Below are 21,318 nucleotides of genomic sequence, written 5' to 3' on the forward strand. Positions count from 1 at the left end.
CCCTCAGCCAGTGCCGCAGGTGGGGCCCCTAAGTCAGCGCCGCAGGTGGTCCCGCAGGGCACGCTCCGGAGGCTTCGGGGGCCCGCGTCCCACGCGGACGGGGCTTCCGGGACCGCCCCCGTCTCACCCCGTGAAGGCGTCGGCGACCGCCTCGTACTCGCGGGTCCACCAGACCGCCAGGGCCGACACCGTGGGGAACTGCCCGTCGGCCCTGCGGTCGTGCAGTTGATAGCGCCAGCGCAGGGTCCAGAAGTCGTTGAGCCGCTCCCACCACACCCGGTGTGCCGCCGCGGCCATCTCGGTGCCGTCCGCACCCGTCGCCCGTCGGTACGCGCGCGCGTACGGCCGCACCTTCTCCAGGGCCAGCTCGCCTCCGGGCCGTACGAAGAAGATGGCGGCGGCCCTGACCGCCTCCTCCGCCCGGGGGCGCACTCCCAGCCGGTCCCAGTCGACGATCGCGGCGGGCTCCGCGCCCCGGTACAGCAGGTTCAGCGGGTGGAAGTCACCGTGCACCCACCCGGCGGTGGCGGCGGGCGGCGGTCGGTGGTGGGCGTGCTGGGCGAGCAGCCTGCGCCGTTCCCTGAGGCGGTGCTCCGCGAGCGCGTCGAAGCTGTCCCGGGGGCGGTGCGCGCGGGCCAGCCCGAGCAGTTCCTCGATGGCCCGGAAGGTCTCCGGGAGGTCGGCGCTCGCGCATCCGCTCCCGTCGGTCGGGTCGTGCGCGTCCTCCGGTCCGGAGGGCTCCATCACCCGGGCCAGGGCCGTGTGGACCTGCCCGAGGAGGGTGCCGAGACGGCGGGAGCCGCCGGTGGAGAGCTCGCTGCCGTCACGGTGACGGCCCTCGATCCAGGGGTGCAGGGCGTAGCAGTGGCCGTCGACGACGGTGACGGTGTGGCCCCGGGCGTCGGCGAGGGGCGGGGCCACGGGCAGACCGAGGGCGTACAGGCGCTGGGTCGCCCGGTGCTGGCGGGCGATGGTGGCGCGGTCGGCGGTGGCCGCGTCGAGGTGCTGCTTGAGGAAGTAGGTGCCCCGGGTGGTGGCGAGGCGGAAGCCGCGGTTGAGGAGCCCTTCGGCGACGGGCACGCAGGAGAGGGGCTCCCCGGCGTGCCGGTGGCGGCGGAGCAGGGCTCCGACGGGAGGTGTGCCGATGGCCCGTAATGCGGTGCCTAACGGCCGGGGCGGGCCGTCCGCTGCCCGTAAGGCGTCGGCGGCGGCCGGCGTGCCGGTGGCGCGGCGCCGGTGCGCAGAGGGGCGGGCCCGGACGTCGGGGGACCGGAGGGCGGGGCGTCCGGTTTCGAGGGGGCCGGGGAACGGCGGAGGGTTTCCGACCGGTGACGAGAGTGTTTCAGATGAGCGCAACACTCACCAAATGTTAGATCACGCTGCGTGGTGGAGTTGTCGCTCTGTGGAAGGGGAGGAGGTGGCGGGGGCCTTCGTCCCGCTCGTGTAGTCGAGTGCGTGCACCGTCACGAACTGGGGTTCGATCCGCATGTAGACCGCCTCGTAGGGCTCGCCGTCCACCCGCTCGGGCTCGGGCCCGAAGGCCGCCAGTTGCTCCTCGGTGGGCTCGACGATCTCGGCGGTGCCGGTGAACTGCACGGACCAGATGTTCTCGGCCCCGGACTCGAAGTTGTCGGCGCCGTACGCGACGACGCTTCCGTTGCAGGCCCGGTGGTAGCCGAGCCCCCGGTGCATCCGGAGCAGGACGCGGCCGTCGGCCACGATGTGGCGGGCGGGGGCGACGAACGGCATCGCCCGCATGCTCGTCGCCACCCGGCCGTACGACACGCGGCTGAGCAGATCGATGGCGCGGATCTCGTCGGTGGACATGGTTTCCACTCTCCGCTACCGGCACCGTGTCGGGAAAGGGGCCCCTGCCCCGGTTCGGCGGGGACGTAGGTCCCGAATGCGGGCCGTCGACCCGGCCTGGTCCGTACGGGCGAGGCGGGGACCCGGCCCGGGCCCCGCAGCTGTCAGTGGCGCTCGGCCTGGAGTCGCGCCACGTACGCCGCGGCCTGCGAGCGCCGCTCCATGCCCAGCTTGGACAGCAGGCTGGAGACGTAGTTCTTGATGGTCTTCTCCGCGAGGTGGAGCCGTTCGCCGATGACCCGATTGGTCAGGCCCTCGCCGATCAGATCCAGGATCTTGCGCTCCTGCTCGGTCAGTCGGGCGAGCTTGTCGTCGCCCTTCGGGTTGTTGCCGTCACGCAGTCGTTCCAGGACGCGTGCGGTCGCCACCGGATCGAGCAGCGATTTGCCGGCCGCCACGTCGCGCACCGCGTTGAGCAGTTCATTTCCGCGAATGGCCTTGAGGGCGTATCCGGAGGCCCCGGCCATGATCGCGTCGAAGAGCGCTTCGTCGTCCGCATAGGACGTCAGCATCAGGCACTTGATCGAATCGTCTTGTGACCGGATCTCGCGGCACACCTCCACCCCGCTGCCGTCGGGCAGTCGGACGTCCAGCACCGCGACGTCGGGGCGGGTCGCAAGGATCCTGACCAGCGCATCCGCCGCCGTCCCGGCCTCGCCGACGACCTCGATGTCGTTCTCCACGGAGAGCAGCTCGTGAACGCCGCGCCGAACGACTTCATGGTCGTCCAGTAGAAATACCCGGATTTTTCCTTCTTCGCGCACGCAGTCAGTCTCACATATTGGGTCTTCCGGCGCCCGGGGTGCGCGGGATAACGTGCCGGGTGTTCCGACGACGGCGTCGGGCCGTTGTCCGTGCGCTGACCAGCAGCGCATCCCCCTTTTTCTCGATTTACTTGGAAATCCAAGCAAAATCGCAGGTCAAGTGGGGTTTCGCGGGAATGCCGCGCAATGGGTAACGTGCCTATGACGGCGCTCGCCGGGGCACCTGTCACGCCCGACTCCGGCCGCGTCGCACCCACCCCGTGCGAAGGTACGGACAAGGCGGAGCCGCACTGGCCTCACCGGCGAACCCGGGGGCCGGACCGACGGAGGAGCACGCACGTGACCGTGGAGAGCACTGCCGCGCGCAAGACGACGCGACGCAGCAGCGGCACCAAGCGCACCGCAAGCGCGAGCACGAGCACCACCAAGAAGGCGACGGCGAAGAACGCCGAGGCCTCGGAGCCCGAGCTCGTTCAGTTGCTGACGCCCGAGGGGGAGCGCGTCCAGCACCCCGAGTACGACATCGATCTGAGCGCCGAGGAGCTGCGCGGCCTTTACCGCGACATGGTCCTCACCCGCCGCTTCGATGCCGAGGCGACGGCCCTGCAGCGTCAGGGCGAGCTGGGCCTGTGGGCCTCGCTGCTCGGCCAGGAGGCCGCGCAGATCGGTTCCGGCCGGGCCCTGCGCGACGACGACTACGTCTTCCCGACCTACCGGGAGCACGGCGTCGCCTGGTGCCGCGGGGTCGATCCGACCAATCTGCTGGGGATGTTCCGCGGTGTGAACAACGGCGGCTGGGATCCCAACAGCAACAACTTCCACCTCTACACGATCGTCCTCGGCTCGCAGACCCTGCACGCCACCGGCTATGCCATGGGCATCGCCAAGGACGGGGCGGACTCCGCCGTGCTGGCGTACTTCGGCGACGGCGCTTCCAGCCAGGGCGACGTGAACGAGTCGTTCGTCTTCTCCGCGGTCTACAACGCTCCCGTCGTGTTCTTCTGCCAGAACAACCAGTGGGCCATCTCCGAGCCCATCGAGAAGCAGACGCGCGTCCCGCTCTACCAGCGCGCCCGGGGCTTCGGCTTCCCCGGCGTCCGCGTCGACGGCAACGACGTCCTCGCCTGTCTGGCCGTGACCCGTTCGGCCCTGGAGCGTGCCCGCCGGGGCGAGGGCCCGACCCTCATCGAGGCCTTCACCTACCGGATGGCCGCCCACACCACCTCCGACGACCCGACGCGCTACCGCCGCGACGCGGAGCGGGAGGCCTGGGAGGCCAAGGACCCGATCCAGCGGCTCCGGACGTACATGGAGAACGAGGGCCACGCCGACGCGGCCTTCTTCGAGGCGCTGGAGACGGAGAGCGAGGAGCTCGGCAAGCACGTCCGCGAGGTCGTCCGTGCCATGCCCGTTCCGGACCACATGGCGATCTTCGACAACGTGTACGCGGACGGGCACGCGCTCGTCGACGAGGAGCGCGCGCAGTTCGCCGCCTACCAGGCGTCCTTCGCGGACGGAGAGGCCGAGTAATCATGGCTGTTCAGAACCTTCCCCTCGCGAAGGCGCTCAACGAGTCGCTGCGCAAGGCCCTGGAGAGCGACCCCAAGGTCGTCATCATGGGCCTGGACGTCGGCAAGCTCGGCGGCGTCTTCCGGATCACCGACGGGCTGCAGAAGGACTTCGGCGAGGACCGCGTCGTCGACACCCCGCTCGCCGAGTCCGGCATCGTCGGCACCGCGATCGGCCTCGCCCTGCGCGGCTACCGGCCGGTCGTGGAGATCCAGTTCGACGGCTTCGTCTTCCCGGCGTACGACCAGATCGTCACCCAGCTGGCGAAGATGCGGGCCCGCTCGCTCGGCACCGTGAAGATGCCGGTCGTCATCCGCATCCCGTACGGCGGCGGCATCGGCGCCGTCGAGCACCACTCCGAGTCCCCCGAGTCGCTCTTCGCACACGTCGCGGGCCTCAAGGTGGTCACCCCGGCGAACTCCTCCGACGCCTACTGGATGCTCCAGCAGGCGATCCAGAGCGACGACCCGGTCATCTTCTTCGAGCCCAAGCGCCGCTACTGGGACAAGGGCGAGGTCGACACCGAGGCCATCCCCGGCGAGCTCCACAAGGCCCGGGTCGCCCGCCAGGGCACGGACCTCACCCTCGCCGCCTACGGCCCGATGGTGAAGACCTGCCTGGAGGCCGCCGCCGCCGCGGCCGAGGAGGGCAAGTCGATCGAGGTCGTGGACCTGCGCTCGATCTCCCCGCTCGACTTCGACACCATCCAGGCCTCGGTCGAGAAGACCCGTCGCCTGGTCGTCGTCCACGAGGCCCCGGTGTTCTTCGGCTCCGGCGCGGAGATCGCCGCCCGGATCACCGAGCGTTGCTTCTACCACCTGGAGGCCCCCGTCCTGCGGGTCGGCGGCTACCACGCGCCGTACCCGCCGGCGCGCCTGGAGGAGGAGTACCTGCCGGGCCTGGACCGCGTGCTCGACGCCGTCGACCGCTCGCTGGCGTACTGAGGAGAGCACCCGTGACCATCCGCGAATTCAAGATGCCCGACGTGGGCGAGGGCCTCACCGAGGCCGAGATCCTCAAGTGGTACGTCCAGCCCGGTGACACCGTCACCGACGGGCAGGTCGTGTGCGAGGTCGAGACGGCCAAGGCGGCCGTGGAGCTGCCGATCCCGTTCGACGGCACCGTCCACGAACTGCTCTTCCCCGAGGGCACGACGGTCGATGTCGGCCAGGTCATCATCTCGGTGAACGTCGGCGGTGAGGCGGCCCCCGCGGCCCCGGCCCCGACTCCCGCCGTGGTCGAGGCCCCCGCGGCCGAGGAGCCCGAGCCGGAGGGCCGCCAGCCGGTCCTCGTCGGTTACGGGGTGTCGGCGGCCTCCACCAAGCGCCGGGCCCGCAAGACCGCCGAAGCCGTCTCCGTTCCCTCGGTGCCGGAGCAGCTGAACGGCCATGCCCCCGCGGCGGCCCGTCCGCTGGCCAAGCCGCCGGTGCGCAAGTTGGCCAAGGACCTCGGCGTCGACCTGGCGACGGTCACCCCGACCGGTCCGGACGGCATCATCACCCGGGACGACGTGCACCGGGCGGCCGTCCCCGCGCCCGCGCCGGCCCCCGTGGCCGAGGCTCCGGCCCCCGCGTCCGCTCCGGCCCCCGTGGCCGAGGCTCCGGCCGCCGTGGCCGAGGCCCCGACCCCCGCGCTCACCGGCTCCTCCGACGCCCGTGAGACCCGGGTCCCCATCAAGGGCGTGCGGAAGGCCACGGCGGCGGCGATGGTCGGTTCGGCCTTCACCGCGCCGCACGTCACCGAGTTCGTGACCTTCGACATCACGCGCACGATGAAGTTGGTCGAGGAGCTCAAGTCCGACAAGGACATGGCGGGACTGCGGGTCAACCCGCTCCTCCTCGTCGCCAAGGCGGTCCTGGTCGCGGTCAAGCGCAACCCGGACATCAACGCGGCCTGGGACGAGGCGGCGCAGGAGATCGTCCTCAAGCACTACGTGAACCTGGGTATCGCCGCGGCCACCCCGCGCGGTCTGATCGTGCCGAACATCAAGGACGCGCACGCCCAGACCCTGCCGGAGCTCTCGAAGTCCCTGAGCGAGCTGGTCGCCACCGCCCGCGAGGGCAAGACGACCCCGGCGGCCATGCAGGGCGGCACCTTCACCATCACCAACGTCGGCGTCTTCGGCGTGGACACCGGTACGCCGATCCTCAACCCCGGCGAGTCCGCGATCCTCGCGGTCGGCGCGATCAAGCTCCAGCCGTGGGTCCACAAGGGCAAGGTGAAGCCGCGACAGGTCACCACGCTGGCGCTCTCCTTCGACCACCGCCTGGTCGACGGCGAGCTCGGCTCCAAGTTCCTGGCGGACGTCGCCGCGATCCTGGAGAACCCGAAGAGGCTCATCACCTGGGCGTAGTGGCGAGGTTCGTCCGTTTCACGTGAAACATCCGGCGGTGGCTCATGCCACCGCCGGATGCGTTTCTGTCTCCCATAGCAAGGACAGGACGCCGCCGGGCAACGGTCGCGTCCGCGATGCGGACGTGACTGCCCCTTGCACCCCTGTTGTATCTAAGCTGTGCCCATGCCCCCGCCAGCGCTCTCGTCCACCAGGCAGCCCCCCGCCGCCGACCGCGTCTACACCCACGTCAAGCAGGCCGTGCTCGACCGGCGCTACGAGGGGGGAACCCTCCTTACCGAGGGCGAACTCGCCGAGGCCGTCGGGGTGTCCCGGACCCCCGTCCGCGAGGCGCTGCTCAAGCTGGAGATGGAAGGGCTGCTCAAGCTCTACCCCAAGAAGGGCGCCCTCGTCCTCTCCGTCTCCGCGCAGGAGATCGCGGACGTCGTCGAGACCCGCCTGCTCGTCGAGGAGTTCGCCGTTCGTCGGGCCGTGCCCGCCTCCCCCGCCCTCGTCGAACGGCTCGAAGAACTCCTGGAGGAGCAGAAGCGGCGCGCCGCGGCAGGCGACCTCGCCGAGGTGGCCGCCACCGACCGCTGCTTCCACGCCGAGATCGTCCAGCACGCCGGCAACCAGATCCTCGCCCGGCTCTACGACCAGCTCCGCGACCGGCAGCTGCGGATGGGCGTCGCCGTCATGCAGGCCCACCCCGACCGGGTCGCCAAGAACATCACCGAACACGCCGAGATCCTGGACCGGATCAAGGACGGCGACGCCGAGGGCGCCGCCCAGCACGTGCGCCGCCACCTCGGCCGGGTCAGGGTCCTGGTCCGGGGTGAGGACCGGTGAGCGGCCGCAACGGCCACGGCTCCGCCGCCACCCTGCCCGGCGACCCGCCCGGCGGACGGCGCGCCGCCCTTGTCTGGGGCGTCGGCGTCGCCGTCTACTTCGTCGCCGTCATCTTCCGCACCTCCCTCGGCGTCGCGGGACTCGACGCCGCCGACCGCTTCGACGTCAACGCCTCCGCGCTCTCCACCTTCTCCATCCTCCAACTGCTGGTCTACGCGGGCATGCAGATACCCGTCGGCCTCATGGTCGACCGGCTCGGCACCAAGAAGGTCCTCGCCCTCGGCGTCACCCTCTTCACCGTCGGCCAGCTGGGCTTCGCGCTCTCCCCCTCGTACGGCACCGCGCTCGGCTCCCGCGCCCTCCTCGGCTGCGGCGACGCCATGACCTTCATCAGCGTCCTGCGCCTCGGCAGCCGCTGGTTCCCGGCCCGCCGCGGCCCGCTCATCGGCCAGGTCGCCGCGCTCTTCGGCATGGCCGGCAACCTGGTCTCCACCGTCTTCATCGCCCGCGCCCTGCACGGCCTCGGCTGGACGACCACCTTCGTCGGCAGCTCGCTCGCGGGCGTCCTTGTCCTCGCCCTGCTGCTGCTCTTCCTCAAGGACCACCCCGAGGGGTACGAACCGGAGCCCGCCCCGCACGCGGGCATCACGTTCGTCCGGCGCCAGATCGCCGAGTCCTGGCGGGAACCCGGAACCCGGCTCGGCATGTGGGTGCACTTCACCACCCAGTTCCCGGCCATGGTGTTCCTCCTGCTCTGGGGACTGCCGTACCTCGTCGAGGCACAGGGGCTCTCCCGGTCCGCCGCCGGAACGCTGCTCACCCTCGTCGTGCTGTCCAACATGGTCGTGGGCCTCGCCTACGGCCAGATCATCGCCCGCCACCACGCGGCCCGCGCCCCACTGGCCCTCGGTACGGTCGCGGCCACCGCACTGCTGTGGGGGACCACCCTCGGCTACCCCGATGACCACGCACCGATGTGGTTGCTCGTCGCCCTCTGCCTGGTCCTCGGAGCCTGCGGCCCCGCCTCGATGATCGGCTTCGACTTCGCCCGCCCGGCCAACCCGCCGGAGCGCCAGGGCACCGCGTCCGGCATCGTCAACATGGGCGGTTTCGTCGCCTCGATGACGACCCTGCTCGCGGTCGGCGTACTGCTCGACGCGACGGGCGACAACTACCGGATCGCCTTCTCCTCCGTCTTCGTCCTGGAAGCCCTCGGCGTCGTGCAGATCCTCCGCCTCAAGGCCCGCACCCACCGCAGGGAACGGGAACGGCTCGTCGTCAGCCGGGTGGAGGCCGTGCACGTGCCGGTCTGAGTCGGGGACGGCCAGCCCCCACCGCGAAGGACGTCAAGGCCCACCGGCCCCGTCGGAGCCCCGCCGGCACCGGCGACGTCCCACCGGGCGGGCACGACGATCAGCGGGGCGTCACCGCGAAGTTGTCGAGTATGGCGCGGGCCAGGTCGGCGTCGCCCTCCGTCTTGACCCGATCCGCCACCTCGGTCGGACGGGCCCGACCACAAGCCAGCCGCACGAAGGTCTCCCAGTCCGTCGCCAAACTCACCGCGGGGCCCAGCGACGGCGCCCCGTCCACCGATCCCCGGCCCTCCGCATCGACCCGTATCGTGCGCAGGAACTCCACCGGTCCGGTCACATCGAGCACCACCGCCGACGAAGCCGGCGCCCCCGCGTCCTTCGCGACCGCCTTCGGCAACGCCTCCAGCAGCACGTCCCGGGTGACGAGCGCCCCCGCGGAGTCCAGGTTCCCCGGTGTGCCGAGCGCCGTCCGAAGGTCCTGCTCGTGCACCCACACGTCGAAGGCGCGCATCCGATAGGCCAGTTCGAGGGACTGCTCGGCCCCGAGGGGAGCACGGATCAGGTGCTCGGGGGAACGGTTCTCATTGCGGAGCTGCCGGGCCCGCCGGATCAGGACGTACTCCAGCTCCGAGGTCATCTCCGGGGCGGTGTGGTGCCGCCGCACATCGACCTGAACCTCCATGTAGCGGGAGAAGTCGCTGCGCACGTGGTAGAGGTCGCGCGGCAGCGAGTGGATCGGCCGCGGATCGCCGAGCATCTCCGTCTCCATGCCGATCACATGGGACACGACGTCCCGCACCGACCAACCGACACAGGGCGTCGGCCGGTTCCACTCGCTCTCCACGAGGGGCTGCAGCAGCTCGGCTATCGCCTCGATGGAGTGGGTCCAGGCGTCGGCATAATTCTGGAGGCTGGGATGGACGGTCACGGGACCCCTCGGCGGTTCTTCGGTGCGCGGGCTGAAAACACGACTGGGTGGGAGGCTCGGACGCTAAGTTACGCTGCCCGAAGGCACACCGGCAGTGCTTTCGTGTGACGATCGTAGGCCGGTGTTGACGGCTCGAATGCCAGGACGGTGGTAGTGTGCGCGCCTCGCTGATCCAGATCGCGGTAGACCCGGACGAACCGGTCGATGCCCGGCGTGCCCGCGCGGCACGTCTCGTACGGGAGGAATCCGGCCGCGCCGACCTCGTCGTCCTGCCGGAGCTGTGGACCGTCGGCGCTTTCGCGTCCGAGCTCTTCGCCGCCGAGGCCGAGCCGCTCAACGGCCCCACCCACCGGGCGATGGCAGCCGCCGCCAAGGACGCCGGGGTCTGGCTGCACGCCGGCTCCTTCGTCGAAGCGGAGGGCGGTGCCCTCTACAACACCTCGCTCGTCCTCTCGCCCGACGGCGAACTCGTCGCCTCCTACCGGAAGATCCACCGCTTCGGCTTCGACAAGGGCGAGGCCGTGATGATGGCCGCCGGTGAAGACCTGGTCACCGTCGACCTCCCGCACCTCACCGTCGGCGTCGGCACCTGCTACGACCTGCGCTTCCCGGAGCTCTTCCGCGGCCTGGTCGACGCCGGCGCCCAGGCCTTCGTCGTGCCCGCCGGTTGGCCCGCCCTCCGCCGCGCCCACTGGACCCTCCTCGCCCGGGCACGAGCCGTCGAGAACCAGGCGTACGTCCTCGCCTGCGGCACCGCCGGCACCCACGCGGGCGTGGAGCAGGCCGGGCACTCCCTCGTCGTCGACCCCTGGGGCGAGATCCTCGCGGAAGCCGGACCGGACGAGGAGGTTCTCCGCGTCGTCCTCGATCCGGCGAAGGTCCGGACGACACGGGAGCAGTTCCCGGCGCTCAAGGACCGCATCCTCGGAATCGCGCCGCCGCGCATCCACCACGCCTGAGGCAGCCAGGAGGAGCCCGCATCCCGTGAACGACCACGACAGGGCCACCGACGCCTTCGCCGTGCTCTTCGGCCCGCCGCCCCGGCAGCCCGCCCCGCCCGTCGACTGGGACGCGGTCGAGGAGTGGCTCGGCCTCCGCCTGCCCGCCGACTACAAGGCCGTGGCCACCCGTTACGGCCCGCTGGACATCGGCGAACGCCTCTGGCTGCACACCCCCTTCACCAGCGCGGACCACCTCTTCGACTACGGCAGCTTCGTCGCGGAAGGCCGCCGGGACGCCCCCGGCGTCCTCCCCTTCGGAGCCACCCGCACGGCCGACACCCTCTACTGGGACACCACCGCCTCCGACGACCCGGACCGGTGGCCCGTCGTCGTCCACGTGCAGGACCTGGAGAACGCGGGCAAGGACCCCTGGCTCCGCCCCGGCACCACCCTCCTGCCCACCCTCAGCGGCTTCGTCTCCGACGGGCTGCGACCGGTCCTCGCCCGCAGCGGCTTCGCCAGCGGCGAGCTGACCGCCTGGACCCCGCCGCCCCGCCGCCCCGAACCCACCCCCGAACAGCGGGCGGCACTCGCTACCGGCACCGGCCTCCCCACCCTCACCACCCTGCTGCCCCCGCCCACCACCCCCCGACTCGGCCCGCACGACTGGGCATGGCTGTACGAGCGCCTCGGCACCCGCCTCCCCACCGAGTACGTCCGGCTGATGGAGGCCTATGGCACCGGCGAGTGGTGCCAATGGCTCCGCTTCCACGTTCCATGGGGCACCGACTCCTATGACCTGGCGCCCTGGGCCGAGCGGTACACCGACTGCTACCGGGGCCTGCGTGCCGACCACCCCGCGTACCACCCGCTCGCCGCCTGGCCCGAACCGGGCGGCTTCCTGCCCTTCGCCGACTCCATCGACGGCGACCAACTGTGCTGGCTCACCGAGGGCGACGATCCCGACGCCTGGCCGCTGATCGTCGTCCCGCGCCATGCGGGTCAGGGCCCACCGCTCACCGGCACCCTCGTCGAAACCCTCCTCGCCTGGCTGCGCGGCGAACTGCACGTGGAAGGACTGCCCCGCCCGGTGCGCCCCGACGAGGACCCGCTGGACGTCATCGACTTCGAGCCGTTCGAGGAGGAGAGCGACGGGTGACGAGGGCCCGCTAGTCCTCCCGCTCCCGCTCCGACATCCTGATGACGCACACGGCGACCGCGATCTGGAGGGCCGGGTCGGCGTCCTCGCGGACCACGTTCACCGCATACGTGTCGCGGATGCGGAACCACTGCCTGGAGATGTGGGCCAGGAGTTCCCCCTCGTACTCGACGATGAACTCCCGGTCCAGGATCCGGCCGCTGACGTCCAGTTCGGTGCCGTCGACGAGCGTCACCCGGTAGTGGTTGCGGAGCAGGGAGAGCCGCTTGCGGCGAACGGTCGCGAGGGGCCGCTCGTCCCGTTCGACGGTCATCGTGTCCCGGAGGCTGAACATCTTCTGCCGCAGCGTGATCAGGACCTGGCCGTCAGGGTCCTTCAGTTCCAGGGTGTCGCGCAGCCGCAGGGCCTTGCCGTCGACGAGGAAGGCGTGGCGGCCCCGCTCGTCCTCGATCCAGTAGTCGTCGCCGATCGCGAAGATCTTGTCCCGTACGAGATATTTCACGGCCCATGTCTGCCCCGGCCCGGCGGCTTCCCAACCGGACCGGGGGGTGAACCCGCCCCGCTGGTCCCGTCCGCCCCGCTCCACCGGACTTCCCCGGGCGGTGACCGGCCGCCGGGAGCGGATGGCAAGCTTGAAGGATGAACGATGCTGCCCCGGCGCCCACCCCCGCGCCCGAGCCCCGCCGCCGTGCCCGTGTCCGCGCCCCCGAGCTGATCGGCAAGGGCGGCTGGCTCAACACCGGCGGGAAGGATCTGAAGCTCGCCGACTTCCGAGGTCGCACATTGATCCTCGACTTCTGAAAATAGACAACAGAGCACCGAACTCTTCGCCACACTGAGTGTGTGCACCAAGAAACGATCTGTGATCTCTACCTCCGCCTGTCCCTCGACCGGGACGGCAAGACCGCAATCGAACGGCAGGAAGCCGACTGCCGTGCCTGGGCCGAACGCAACGGACTGACCGTCCGCAAGGTCCACATAGACAGAGGGCGCTCCGACTACAAGACCGTTGAGCGCAAGGGCTTCGACGCCGCGCTGGCGGCCGTCACGGCGGGCGTCGTCGGCACGCTGATCGTCTGGAAACTGGACCGCCTGTCCCGCAAAGGCATCGGCCAGGTGGGCAAGGTGCTGGACGATATTGAGAAGGCCGGCGGCCGTCTCGTCTCGGTCGTGGACGGCCTCGACACCTCGAACGACTCGGCGCGCATGGTGGTCGCGATGCTCGCTGAGCTGGCCCGGTCCGAGTCGAAGAATCTCGGGACGCGTGTCGGGCACGCGAAGCGCTACCTCCGCAGCAAGGGGCAGTGGATCGGCGGACAGCCTCCGTACGGGCTGCTCATCGACCCGAAGACCAAGAAGCTCGTCCACGACCCGGAGCACGCCGTCTATGCCCGCCTGATCGCGGATGAAGCCCTCGCCGGGACATCGTTGGTCAAGATCGCCCGACGCCTCAACGAGTACGAGATCCTCTCGCCCAGGGGTGGGCAGTGGAACGCGGCCAGCATCATGCAGCTCCTTCGTTCCCCTGCGTTCGCCGGCCTGATGCCGGAGACCGAGAGCGTCGAGACGGATGACGGCGAGCGGAAGTACACGGGCAGGGTTTTCCCGTACCGCGATCCCGAGACGCTGGACACTGTCGAGATCGGCGAGGGGATCATCACGGTCGGAGAGCGCGAACAGATCATCCGCACGCTGGAGTCGAGAACGTTCGTGCACGCAGGAAAGCGGCGACCGAAGCCGGAAGGGACGGCGCTGCTCACGGGACTCGTCTTCTGCGCGGTTCCTGGCTGCGGTCGCCGGATGCACCGTGTGGGTGGCAGCTATCAGTGCATGGCCCGCCGCGCGGGCAACCAGTGCATCGGAGCGTCGGCGTTGGCTGAGGCGGTGGACCAGTACGTGACGGAACAGTTCCTCACCAAGCTGCCGGCGCTCGAACCGGACGACCCGCTGCTTGTCGTGATCGCAGATCGCTGGGTGCACCGTGTGGACCCGGAGACCTTCGCGAAACGTGATGCCCTCACTGCGGAGATCCAGGACGAGGAAGCACGCCTGGCTGATCTGGAAGATGCGCGATACGTGCGTGGTGAGTTCAGCGGCGCCGCAGCCGTGGAGCGCTACAACCGGCTTTCAGAGCGCCTGAGGGGGCGTATCCAGGGGCTTCGCGCCGATCTGAACAAGCTCCCCATGCCATCCGTGGACGTGTCACCGATGCTCGACGGCCTCACCTTGCGTGAGGCATGGGCTGATGCGACGAACGAAGACCGGCGCAGTCGGTTGTCGCTCGCCATAGACCGGGTTGAGGTGAGCAAGGGAGTGCGCGGTCAGCGGATCATCCCCGAGCAACGCATCCAGATCCGTTGGGCGAAGCTGGTGGAAATCGGCACCCCCGCTTAAGCGCCCGTCGGCAGCGCGCAGGCGTGACGAAGTGACGGAATGACGCTCTCGCCCGGTTACCCCTTATAGAAGTGTTGTTGTTTCTATGAGTGGATCAGAAGTAATCGTCATTCCGTCACTTCGTCACTCGGGATGTGCAAAGTTCAGGCGAAGCCCTCGCAGCGGCCCCGGCCCCAGCTCGGAAAACACGCCCTGGGTGTGCCGCCTTTTTGGGGGCCGTATGCGCCTTGGCCTGGGAACACGTGCCACTAAAGGTTCGCGAACGACCCGGTTAACGCCCTTGAGGGCCGCTGAAGGCCCTGTGAAACCGCGCGGCGGGCACTTCAACATCCCTGAGACCCCGCGCTCGTCACCCTCACCAGGGCGGCGGGCGCGGAGGCCTTCTTGCATCCCGAGTCAGTTCAAGCACCTTGTCCAAAGGACCTCTTGCGCGGCTCAGCCGCAAGGGTAAGGCTCGTGCACGCTGGTGCAACCCACTCGACGGCGGGAGTGACCATGACCCTAAAGTTCCTCGGCATCATCCCGAACACGCCGACTGACGAGTCTCCGACGATCTGGCTCCACGAGGAGACCGGTGACCTTCTGATCCAGTCGTACAAAGCGACTGAGGAGGAAGTGAAGGCGTGCCAGGAGATCGGTTCGATCCCGGGCCACTCCACGGACGTGCCGGACCACGAAACGATCGTCCGGCTTCCTGCAGTGATGCTGAAGTACATCCCTCACCCGAACGACAACTGAGAGGCAGCACGTGCAACCACCCGCGCGTCATGCACTGGCACGAGCACAGCACTCGGCTGTGCACCTTGAGTTGCGTGACAGCTACATGCTCAATGACCCCGAGTTCATCGCGTGGCAGCAGGGGAAGCGGCTTGACCCCGTCGACCGGTCCTCGTGGTGGGGCGGCTGGCACGACGCGGTGAGAGAGGCAACCGCCCGGGGGGTCGTGGTCCGGCGGCTTCGGATCGTGTCCGAGCCGATCAGCAACTACGTCCGGTACGAGTACGACTGCACGTTCACGAACCTCGCTGCGGGCGAGCTGGTCCGGTGGCTGCCCCGGCGCCAGACGACGGACGTGGCCTTGCCGGGTACGGACTTCTGGCTATTCGACGGCACGCAAGCCCTCTTCCACCACTTCACCGGAGACGGCCAGTTGGACGAGGACGGGCGGGAGTACACCGACGACCCCGCGAGGGTGAGCCTGTGCACCACGGCCTTTGAGACTGTGTGGCAGCGAGCCGTTCCGCACGAGGAGTACAAGCCGCGCTGACCGGTCACGATCATGGCTGTCTCTCCCTCTTCGAGTGCCCAGCAAGCCCGGCAGGCTCTGGCGAACCGACTCGCTGAGCTCTGCCGGGACGCCGGGCTGAGTGGACGCGATCTCGCTCGGCTGTGCGACTGGCATCCGTCGAAGTCCTCCCGGATCATGAACGCCCGCACGCCCCCGTCCGCCGACGACATCCGGGCGTGGTGCCAGGCGTGCGGTGCCGAGGGGCAGACGGACGATCTGATCGCCTCGCTGCGGACCGTCGAGGACATGTGGATCGGCTGGCGGCGCATGGAGCGCGCCGGCCTCAAGCAGGCTCAGGAAGCCCGCCTGCCGCTCTTCGAGCGCACCCGTCGGTTCCGCTCCTACTCTTCGTGGTTCGTCCCGGGCCTGATCCAGACCTACGGATACACCGAAGCGGTCTTGCGGGCCGTCCAGCGCAGGCGCGTGGAGGTGGACGACGTCGCCGACGCGGTGGCCGTGCGCATGGAGCGTCAGCGCGTCCTCTACGAGGGCGACCGGCGGTTTGCGTTTCTGGTTGAGGAATCGGTCTTGCGGAACGGGCTCGGTGGGACGGACGTGCAAGAGGAACAGCTCAGGCACCTCCTCACCATCGGCTCCCTGCCCAGCGTCAGCCTGGGCGTCGTTCCCACCCGGACTGACCGGTCCCGGATGCCGGTGGAAGGGTTCTGGATCTTCGACACCGGACAGGTCAACGTTGAGCTTGTCTCCGGTTACCTCACACTGACCCAGCCGAGCGAGGTTGCCGCGTACGCGGACACCTTTACCGAACTGGCCGACATGGCCGTCTATGGAGTGAAGGCCCGCACGCTGATCACGAGCGCCATTCAGTCGCTCAGGTGACGACTGTGCAACCTCGTGCAATCTTCTGGGAGTTGCAGCTCCGGCGTTCCTAGCGTGGTCGCTACACGGACGACACGAGGAGCGGGGCCGTGAAGGCGATCACGTATGCGCAATCCCCGGTAGAGCTGCCGTTGCGAACAGACCCGGAGCCCGTACCTGTGGCCGGCTGCGGGGTCTGCGCCGCCCTGGCCGCACAGCGCCGGGAAGCCCGTCTCCGGGGCGACCACTCCACGGTCAGCGATTGCAACGTGGAGCTCCGGAACCACCCGCACCCCAAGGAAGCGGCATGACCGTGAGAGCCGTGCTTCGGTATGTCAGCTACGTCATGCACCGCCACCCTTCGGCGGAGACGACGGCCACAGCGCGGTGCCTGAACCCGGACTGCCGCTGGACTGCCGCGCCGACCGGGAACGCCGACGTGTGTACGGATATGTGCATCGAGGACACGGGCCGGACCGGTCACATGACCTTCCTGCGGGAGTTCTCGGAAATCGCCGTGGTTGAGCGCGCCCAGTGAGGGCGTCAGTCACCGACCTGGTGTTCCACGCGGTGGCGGATGTACTCGTCCGGATGGGACCGGGCTATCGCCACGGCCGCGTCCACGAGATCGTGCAGTGCCGGCGGATAAGCCGACTTCCGGAGCGGCAGGCCCGGCAGGATGCAGCGCCTGACGTCCAGGTGCTCGTTGCTCACGAACTCGCGCAGTGCGGTTTCGTACCACTCGGCCCTCACGGTTGCGGCGTCGACGGGTTCCGCCGGACCGGTGGCTGCGGGGTGCTCCGCCCGTACGGTGGGCATGCGCAGGGGTAGAGCCGACCAGTACCAGGCATTCGCTGCGCCCGCCCGCTCGAGGTCCGTGCCGGCCCGCAGGTATCCAAGCAGCGAGGCCTGGACCCGCCTGTGCCCGAACGCGTTCAGCGCGGGCTCGAGGAAATGGCGGTTGAAGCTCGGGTCGGGGTCGTAGACGGCTGCCTTGATCAGCGTCTGGAAGGACTCCTCGGAAAGGATCAGCTCCCGGCGGCAGGCCTTGTACAGCGCCGTCCGAGCATGGTTCACCCAGGTTCGTGGATCGTCGGGCTGCGGCTCCGGAGCGACATCGAGCCCGAGGACCCGGACGACCTCCGCCACGCATCTGGCGAACACCTCCCTACGGTCCTCCACCGGCCCCGGCAGCGCCAGGAACCCCTGAACCGTCCGCGCCGTCTCGCCGGCAGTCTTCTCGTGCTCGTCCGTAGCCAACCTTCGGCCCCCCTGTCGTAGGTCCTGCCGTACGGGTGTGATCCGACGTTCATACCAGGATGGCAAGCTTGAAGGATGAACGATGCTGCCCCGGCGCCCACCCCCGCGCCCGCACCCCGCAAGCGTGCCCGTGTCCGTGCCCCCGAGCTGATCGGCAAGGGCGGCTGGCTGAACACCGGAGGCAAGGAACTCACCCTCGCTGACCTGCGAGGTAAGTGCGTTGTCGTTGATTTCTGGACCTTCTGTTGCATCAACTGCCTCCACGTCCTCGACGAACTCCGTGACCTGGAGGAGAAGCACCGCGACACGCTCGTGATCGTCGGGGTGCACTCGCCGAAGTTCGTGCACGAGGCCGATCACCAGGCCGTCGTCGACGCCGTCGAGCGGTACGAGGTGCACCACCCCGTGCTCGACGACCCCGAGCTGGCGACCTGGAAGCAGTACGCCGTGCGGGCCTGGCCGACGCTGGTCGTGATCGACCCCGAGGGGTACGTCGTCGCCCAGCACGCGGGTGAGGGGCACGCCAACGCGATCCGGACGCTCGTCGAGGAGCTGGAGGCCGAGCACGAGGCCAAGGGGACGCTGCGGCGCGGGGACGGGCCGTACGTGCCGCCCGAGCCCGTCGCGACCGACCTCCGGTTCCCCGGCAAGGCGATCGGGCTCCCGTCCGGGAACTTCCTGGTCTCCGACACCACCCGGCACCAGCTCGTCGAGCTGGCGGCGGACGGCGAGACCGTGGTGCGGCGCATCGGCGAAGGAGTCTTCCGGGAGCCGCAGGGCCTGGCACTGCTCCCCGACGGAAAGGTCGTCGTCGCGGACACCGTGCACCACGCCCTGCGGACCTACGACCCGGAGAGCGGGGCGATCGAGCTCGTCGCCGGCACCGGGAAGCAGTGGTGGCAGGGTTCCCCCACCTCAGGGCCGGCGCTCGACGTCGACCTGTCCTCGCCGTGGGACGTGGCCTGGTGGCAGGGCAAGGTGTGGATCGCCATGGCCGGCGTGCACCAGCTGTGGACGTACGACCCGCAGACCGGGACCGTCGAGGTCGCGGCCGGCACCACCAACGAGGGGCTCGTCGACGGGCCCGCCGCCGAGGCCTGGTTCGCACAGCCCTCCGGGTTGGCCGCCGCCGGGGACCGGCTGTGGATCGCCGACTCGGAGACCAGCGCCCTGCGGTGGATCGACACCGACCTGGTCGTTCACACCGCCGTCGGCACCGGCCTCTTCGACTTCGGGCACCGGGACGGGGCCGCCGACCAGGCGCTGCTCCAGCACCCCCTGGGCGTCACCGCCCTCCCCGACGGCTCGGTCGCCGTCTCCGACACGTACAACCACGCGCTGCGCCGCTTCGACCCGGCGAGCGGCGAGGTCACCACCCTCGCCACGGACCTGCGCGAGCCGAGCGACGCGGTCGTCGTCGACGGGGACGTCGTGGTCGTCGAGTCGGCCCGGCACCGGCTGACCCGGCTGCGGCTGCCGGAGGAGGCCGTCCAGGTCGAGTCGGTCGCCCACCGCACGCAGCGGGAGGCCACGGAGGTCGCTCCGGGCCGGCTCCGTCTCGACGTGGTCTTCCAGGCGCCGCGGGGCCAGAAGCTCGACGAGCGGTACGGCCCGTCGACCCGGCTCCTGGTCTCCTCGACCCCGCCGGAGCTGCTGCGCTCCGGTGAGGGCACAGGCACGGACCTGTTCCGGGAGCTCGACGTCGACCCGGAGGTCGCGGAGGGCGTGCTGCACGTCTCGGCGATGGCCGCGTCCTGCGACGACGACCCGGCCAACGAGTACCCGGCCTGCCATGTGCACCAGCAGGACTGGGGGGTTCCGGTGCGGATCACGGCGGACGGGGCGACCCGTCTGCCGCTGGTGCTGGCGGGCCTGGACGAAGAGGGCTGACCCGCAGTTCCGGTGAGCTGAACGGGCCCCGGGGCCCGTCGTCGTTCGGCGGTGCGGCGGGGTGGACTCAGGACGCCCGGGGGCCGCCGTGAGGGTGGCCGGCGGCCTGCTGCTGGAGCAGTGCGGCGATGGTGTTGACGTCGTCGCCGATCTCCAGCAGGCCGTCGACGTTCGCCGCCGAGGCCCCGTTGACGCCGACGAAGAAGGTGTGCAGCCGTCCGTGACGGGCCACCAGATAGCCGGCGAGGGTCTGTGCGCCCACGCCGTACCGCTGGTTGAGGGCGTCGCCGCCGGCGACCGTGCCGGTCTTCGCGAAGACCTTCCCCTTGGCGGGGCAGGCGGTGCAGGAGAGGGCGAGGCTCCCGTCGACCCCGAGGATCGGCAGGGCGGTGCGGAAGCGGTCCGCCTCGGGGGTGCGCAGCCAGTGGCGCAGGATCTGGTGGAGCGCGACCGGGGTCGCCCGGTCCACCGGGTCTCCGCCGCGGCCGTCCGCGAGTTGGATCTGGGTGGGGTCGACGTCGGCCCGCTGGAGGAACGACCGGAGCACCGGGAAGCCGTCCTCGCAGTCGCGGCTGCCGGTCGCGGTCGCCATGGTGCACAGGGCGAGGTTGGCGCCGAGGTTGTGGCTGACCTTGAGGATCAGCTTGGCGTACTCGGCGTAGACCGGGGAGACGTACGCCGCGACCCGCTGGCCCCCGACCGGAGCCGGCGGGAGCGAGGAGACCGGGTTGGGGCCGGTCGGGGCGGCCGTGACGCGGACGCCCGCGCGGGCGAGCGCTTCGATCAGGGCCGTGCGTCCGAAGGCCGAGGGGTCGCTGACCGGGGAGATCCGCAGGACGGGCGGGGAGTCGGCGGCGACGGTCCCGGAGAGCGTGATGCGGGTGCCGTCGGCGGAGGCGGACACCTGGATGTCGGTGGTGCCGCCGGCGGGCACCGTGCGGACCGTGGAGGTCACCCGGTAGGGGGCGACCTGCGGACGCCAGAGGAGTTCGGCCGGCTCGCCCGGGCTGGTCGGCGTGGTCAGCAGGTCGATGACGTTGTCGTTGACGATGAGCGGGGACGGGCGGGGGTCGAGGTCCGGCCGGGCGAAGAGGCGGTCGTCGACGACGACGTCCCCGTTGACCTCGGTGATGCCCGTGGCGCGGACCTGTCGGGCCAGGGAGTCGAGCCCGGCGAGCGGGTCCTCGGGGGTGAGGGTGGCGCCGGGGATGTCATTGGCGTAGGTGTGGTCGATGGTGGTGAAGTCCACGGTGCCGTCGGGTTTGGTGCGCCCGCCCATGGTGAGGTCGCCCTGGGCGACCAGCACCAGGCTGCCGCGCAGGACGGAGCCCCGGCGGGTGCCGAGGGCCTGCACCGGGGTGGTGAAGCGGTGGTCGCCGCCGAGGGTGTCCCAGGCGCCGGAGACGGAGAAGAGCTTCTCCGCGGATCCGGGGATGAAGAACTGGTGGGGGTACATCGAGTGGAAGACCCGGCCCGTTTCGGGGTCGGTCTCCAGGAGGCCCCACTGGGCGTGCGCGTAGGCCGGCTTGTCCATGATCGCGGTGATCGCCGGGTCGAGGGGGCCGTGTGGTGCGGGGGGCGGGCCGGTCGTGGCACGCGCAGCGGTGGTGGTGGTCGTGCCGGTGAGGGCGGCGAGGACCGCGGTGACGATGCCGAGGAATCGCCATCCGCGCAGGGGTGATCGCACTGTTCCGTCCGTTCGGGAGGCGGGACGCGGAAGGCCCGGAGACCGGATGGCTCCCGTGGGGACGGCGGTCAGCGGGCACGCTCGGTGCACGCTAATCCGGTGGGTCGGAAGGTGGTCGGTGGCGGTTCGGCGTGTGGCGCGCTGTGCGGGATGAACGTGGTGCAGACGCCGTCACCATGCGCGATGGTGGCCAGACGCTGGACGTGCGTTCCCAGGAGGCGGGAGAAGAACTCCGTCTCCGCCTCGCACAGCTGTGGGT

At 70.3% G+C, this 21,318-nt stretch carries 22 protein-coding genes and 1 pseudogene; 15 read left to right on the top strand and 8 right to left on the bottom strand.

The genetic code is table 11. The features are described from left to right. Positions 1-123: 123 nt before the first annotated feature. The 3 genes from ACFW2Y_RS24265 to ACFW2Y_RS24275 all read right to left on the bottom strand — a co-directional run bounded on the left by ACFW2Y_RS24265 (position 124) and on the right by ACFW2Y_RS24275 (position 2,630). Positions 124-1,146: a phosphotransferase gene (locus tag ACFW2Y_RS24265; RefSeq protein WP_384883005.1), complete on the bottom strand. Its 1,023-nt coding sequence runs from the start codon at positions 1,144-1,146 to the stop codon at positions 124-126. A gap of 228 nt (positions 1,147-1,374) precedes the next feature. Then, entirely contained in the window at positions 1,375-1,827 is a 453-nt protein-coding gene (locus ACFW2Y_RS24270) for a pyridoxamine 5'-phosphate oxidase family protein (protein WP_384882956.1), read from the bottom strand. A 143-nt stretch (positions 1,828-1,970) separates the two neighbouring features. Continuing rightward, positions 1,971-2,630, bottom strand: coding sequence for a response regulator (locus tag ACFW2Y_RS24275; protein ID WP_384882959.1), 660 nt, complete (start codon positions 2,628-2,630; stop codon positions 1,971-1,973). Between the two features lie 339 nt (positions 2,631-2,969). On the opposite strand from ACFW2Y_RS24275, the gene pdhA reads away from it, so the two are divergent. The 5 genes from pdhA (at position 2,970) to ACFW2Y_RS24300 (ending at position 8,693) form a co-directional block, all read left to right on the top strand. Continuing rightward, on the top strand, positions 2,970-4,160 hold the full coding sequence (pdhA, locus tag ACFW2Y_RS24280; RefSeq protein ID WP_384882961.1) for a pyruvate dehydrogenase (acetyl-transferring) E1 component subunit alpha: 1,191 nt from the start codon (positions 2,970-2,972) through the stop codon (positions 4,158-4,160). 2 nt (positions 4,161-4,162) lie between these two features. Next, positions 4,163-5,143 (top strand): alpha-ketoacid dehydrogenase subunit beta, encoded by a 981-nt coding sequence (locus ACFW2Y_RS24285; protein ID WP_384882963.1) that lies wholly within the window; start codon positions 4,163-4,165, stop codon positions 5,141-5,143. Positions 5,144-5,175: 32 nt separating this feature from the next. Beyond that, positions 5,176-6,552 carry a dihydrolipoamide acetyltransferase family protein gene (locus tag ACFW2Y_RS24290; RefSeq protein WP_384883008.1) on the top strand — a complete coding sequence of 459 codons (1,377 nt, stop codon included), beginning with the start codon at positions 5,176-5,178 and terminating at the stop codon, positions 6,550-6,552. A gap of 165 nt (positions 6,553-6,717) precedes the next feature. After that, positions 6,718-7,380 (top strand): GntR family transcriptional regulator, encoded by a 663-nt coding sequence (locus tag ACFW2Y_RS24295; protein WP_384882966.1) that lies wholly within the window; start codon positions 6,718-6,720, stop codon positions 7,378-7,380. Then, positions 7,377-8,693 (top strand): nitrate/nitrite transporter, encoded by a 1,317-nt coding sequence (locus ACFW2Y_RS24300; RefSeq protein WP_384882968.1) that lies wholly within the window; start codon positions 7,377-7,379, stop codon positions 8,691-8,693. Before ACFW2Y_RS24295 ends, ACFW2Y_RS24300 begins: the two co-directional genes overlap by 4 nt. Positions 8,694-8,793: 100 nt before the next feature. Here the strand turns inward: ACFW2Y_RS24300 and ACFW2Y_RS24305 are convergent, their stop codons facing one another. Beyond that, entirely contained in the window at positions 8,794-9,621 is an 828-nt protein-coding gene (locus ACFW2Y_RS24305; RefSeq protein ID WP_384882971.1) for a maleylpyruvate isomerase family mycothiol-dependent enzyme, read from the bottom strand. Positions 9,622-9,776: 155 nt separating this feature from the next. Here ACFW2Y_RS24305 and ACFW2Y_RS24310 point away from each other — a divergent pair, with 155 nt between their 5' ends. After that, positions 9,777-10,580 (top strand): carbon-nitrogen family hydrolase, encoded by an 804-nt coding sequence (locus ACFW2Y_RS24310; protein ID WP_384882974.1) that lies wholly within the window; start codon positions 9,777-9,779, stop codon positions 10,578-10,580. A gap of 25 nt (positions 10,581-10,605) precedes the next feature. Next, on the top strand, positions 10,606-11,721 hold the full coding sequence (locus ACFW2Y_RS24315; protein ID WP_384882977.1) for an SMI1/KNR4 family protein: 1,116 nt from the start codon (positions 10,606-10,608) through the stop codon (positions 11,719-11,721). Positions 11,722-11,731: 10 nt separating this feature from the next. Here the strand turns inward: ACFW2Y_RS24315 and ACFW2Y_RS24320 are convergent, their stop codons facing one another. Continuing rightward, positions 11,732-12,223 carry an LURP-one-related/scramblase family protein gene (locus ACFW2Y_RS24320; protein WP_384882979.1) on the bottom strand — a complete coding sequence of 164 codons (492 nt, stop codon included), beginning with the start codon at positions 12,221-12,223 and terminating at the stop codon, positions 11,732-11,734. Between the two features lie 137 nt (positions 12,224-12,360). Between ACFW2Y_RS24320 and ACFW2Y_RS24325 the strand changes: the two genes are divergently transcribed. The 7 genes from ACFW2Y_RS24325 (at position 12,361) to ACFW2Y_RS24355 (ending at position 16,760) form a co-directional block, all read left to right on the top strand. Continuing rightward, positions 12,361-12,522 carry a hypothetical protein gene (locus ACFW2Y_RS24325; RefSeq protein WP_384883011.1) on the top strand — a complete coding sequence of 54 codons (162 nt, stop codon included), beginning with the start codon at positions 12,361-12,363 and terminating at the stop codon, positions 12,520-12,522. 42 nt (positions 12,523-12,564) lie between these two features. Continuing rightward, positions 12,565-14,115 carry a recombinase family protein gene (locus ACFW2Y_RS24330; RefSeq protein ID WP_384882982.1) on the top strand — a complete coding sequence of 517 codons (1,551 nt, stop codon included), beginning with the start codon at positions 12,565-12,567 and terminating at the stop codon, positions 14,113-14,115. Between the two features lie 495 nt (positions 14,116-14,610). Then, positions 14,611-14,853: a hypothetical protein gene (locus ACFW2Y_RS24335; RefSeq protein WP_384882984.1), complete on the top strand. Its 243-nt coding sequence runs from the start codon at positions 14,611-14,613 to the stop codon at positions 14,851-14,853. A 10-nt stretch (positions 14,854-14,863) separates the two neighbouring features. After that, on the top strand, positions 14,864-15,382 hold the full coding sequence (locus tag ACFW2Y_RS24340) for a DUF6879 family protein (protein WP_384882987.1): 519 nt from the start codon (positions 14,864-14,866) through the stop codon (positions 15,380-15,382). Positions 15,383-15,394: 12 nt separating this feature from the next. Then, positions 15,395-16,243 (top strand): helix-turn-helix domain-containing protein, encoded by an 849-nt coding sequence (locus ACFW2Y_RS24345; RefSeq protein ID WP_384882990.1) that lies wholly within the window; start codon positions 15,395-15,397, stop codon positions 16,241-16,243. 89 nt (positions 16,244-16,332) lie between these two features. After that, positions 16,333-16,533: a hypothetical protein gene (locus ACFW2Y_RS24350; protein ID WP_384882993.1), complete on the top strand. Its 201-nt coding sequence runs from the start codon at positions 16,333-16,335 to the stop codon at positions 16,531-16,533. Next, on the top strand, positions 16,530-16,760 hold the full coding sequence (locus tag ACFW2Y_RS24355; protein ID WP_384882996.1) for a hypothetical protein: 231 nt from the start codon (positions 16,530-16,532) through the stop codon (positions 16,758-16,760). Before ACFW2Y_RS24350 ends, ACFW2Y_RS24355 begins: the two co-directional genes overlap by 4 nt. 5 nt (positions 16,761-16,765) lie before the next feature. Here the strand turns inward: ACFW2Y_RS24355 and ACFW2Y_RS24360 are convergent, their stop codons facing one another. Then, positions 16,766-17,482 (bottom strand): hypothetical protein, encoded by a 717-nt coding sequence (locus tag ACFW2Y_RS24360; RefSeq protein WP_384882999.1) that lies wholly within the window; start codon positions 17,480-17,482, stop codon positions 16,766-16,768. A 75-nt stretch (positions 17,483-17,557) separates the two neighbouring features. Here ACFW2Y_RS24360 and ACFW2Y_RS24365 point away from each other — a divergent pair, with 75 nt between their 5' ends. Further along, the gene (locus ACFW2Y_RS24365; RefSeq protein ID WP_384883001.1) at positions 17,558-19,372 is read left to right on the top strand and encodes a thioredoxin-like domain-containing protein; all 1,815 of its coding nucleotides are present in this window, start codon (positions 17,558-17,560) and stop codon (positions 19,370-19,372) included. 67 nt (positions 19,373-19,439) lie between these two features. Here the strand turns inward: ACFW2Y_RS24365 and dacB are convergent, their stop codons facing one another. Beyond that, positions 19,440-21,059, bottom strand: coding sequence for a D-alanyl-D-alanine carboxypeptidase/D-alanyl-D-alanine-endopeptidase (gene dacB / locus ACFW2Y_RS24370; protein WP_384883003.1), 1,620 nt, complete (start codon positions 21,057-21,059; stop codon positions 19,440-19,442). 68 nt (positions 21,060-21,127) lie between these two features. Then, positions 21,128-21,318 (bottom strand): annotated as a pseudogene (locus ACFW2Y_RS24375) (transcriptional regulator); the annotation flags it as partial.

The sequence above is a fragment of the Streptomyces sp. NPDC058877 genome (assembly GCF_042742855.1).
Taxonomy (GTDB): Bacteria; Actinomycetota; Actinomycetes; order Streptomycetales; family Streptomycetaceae; genus Streptomyces.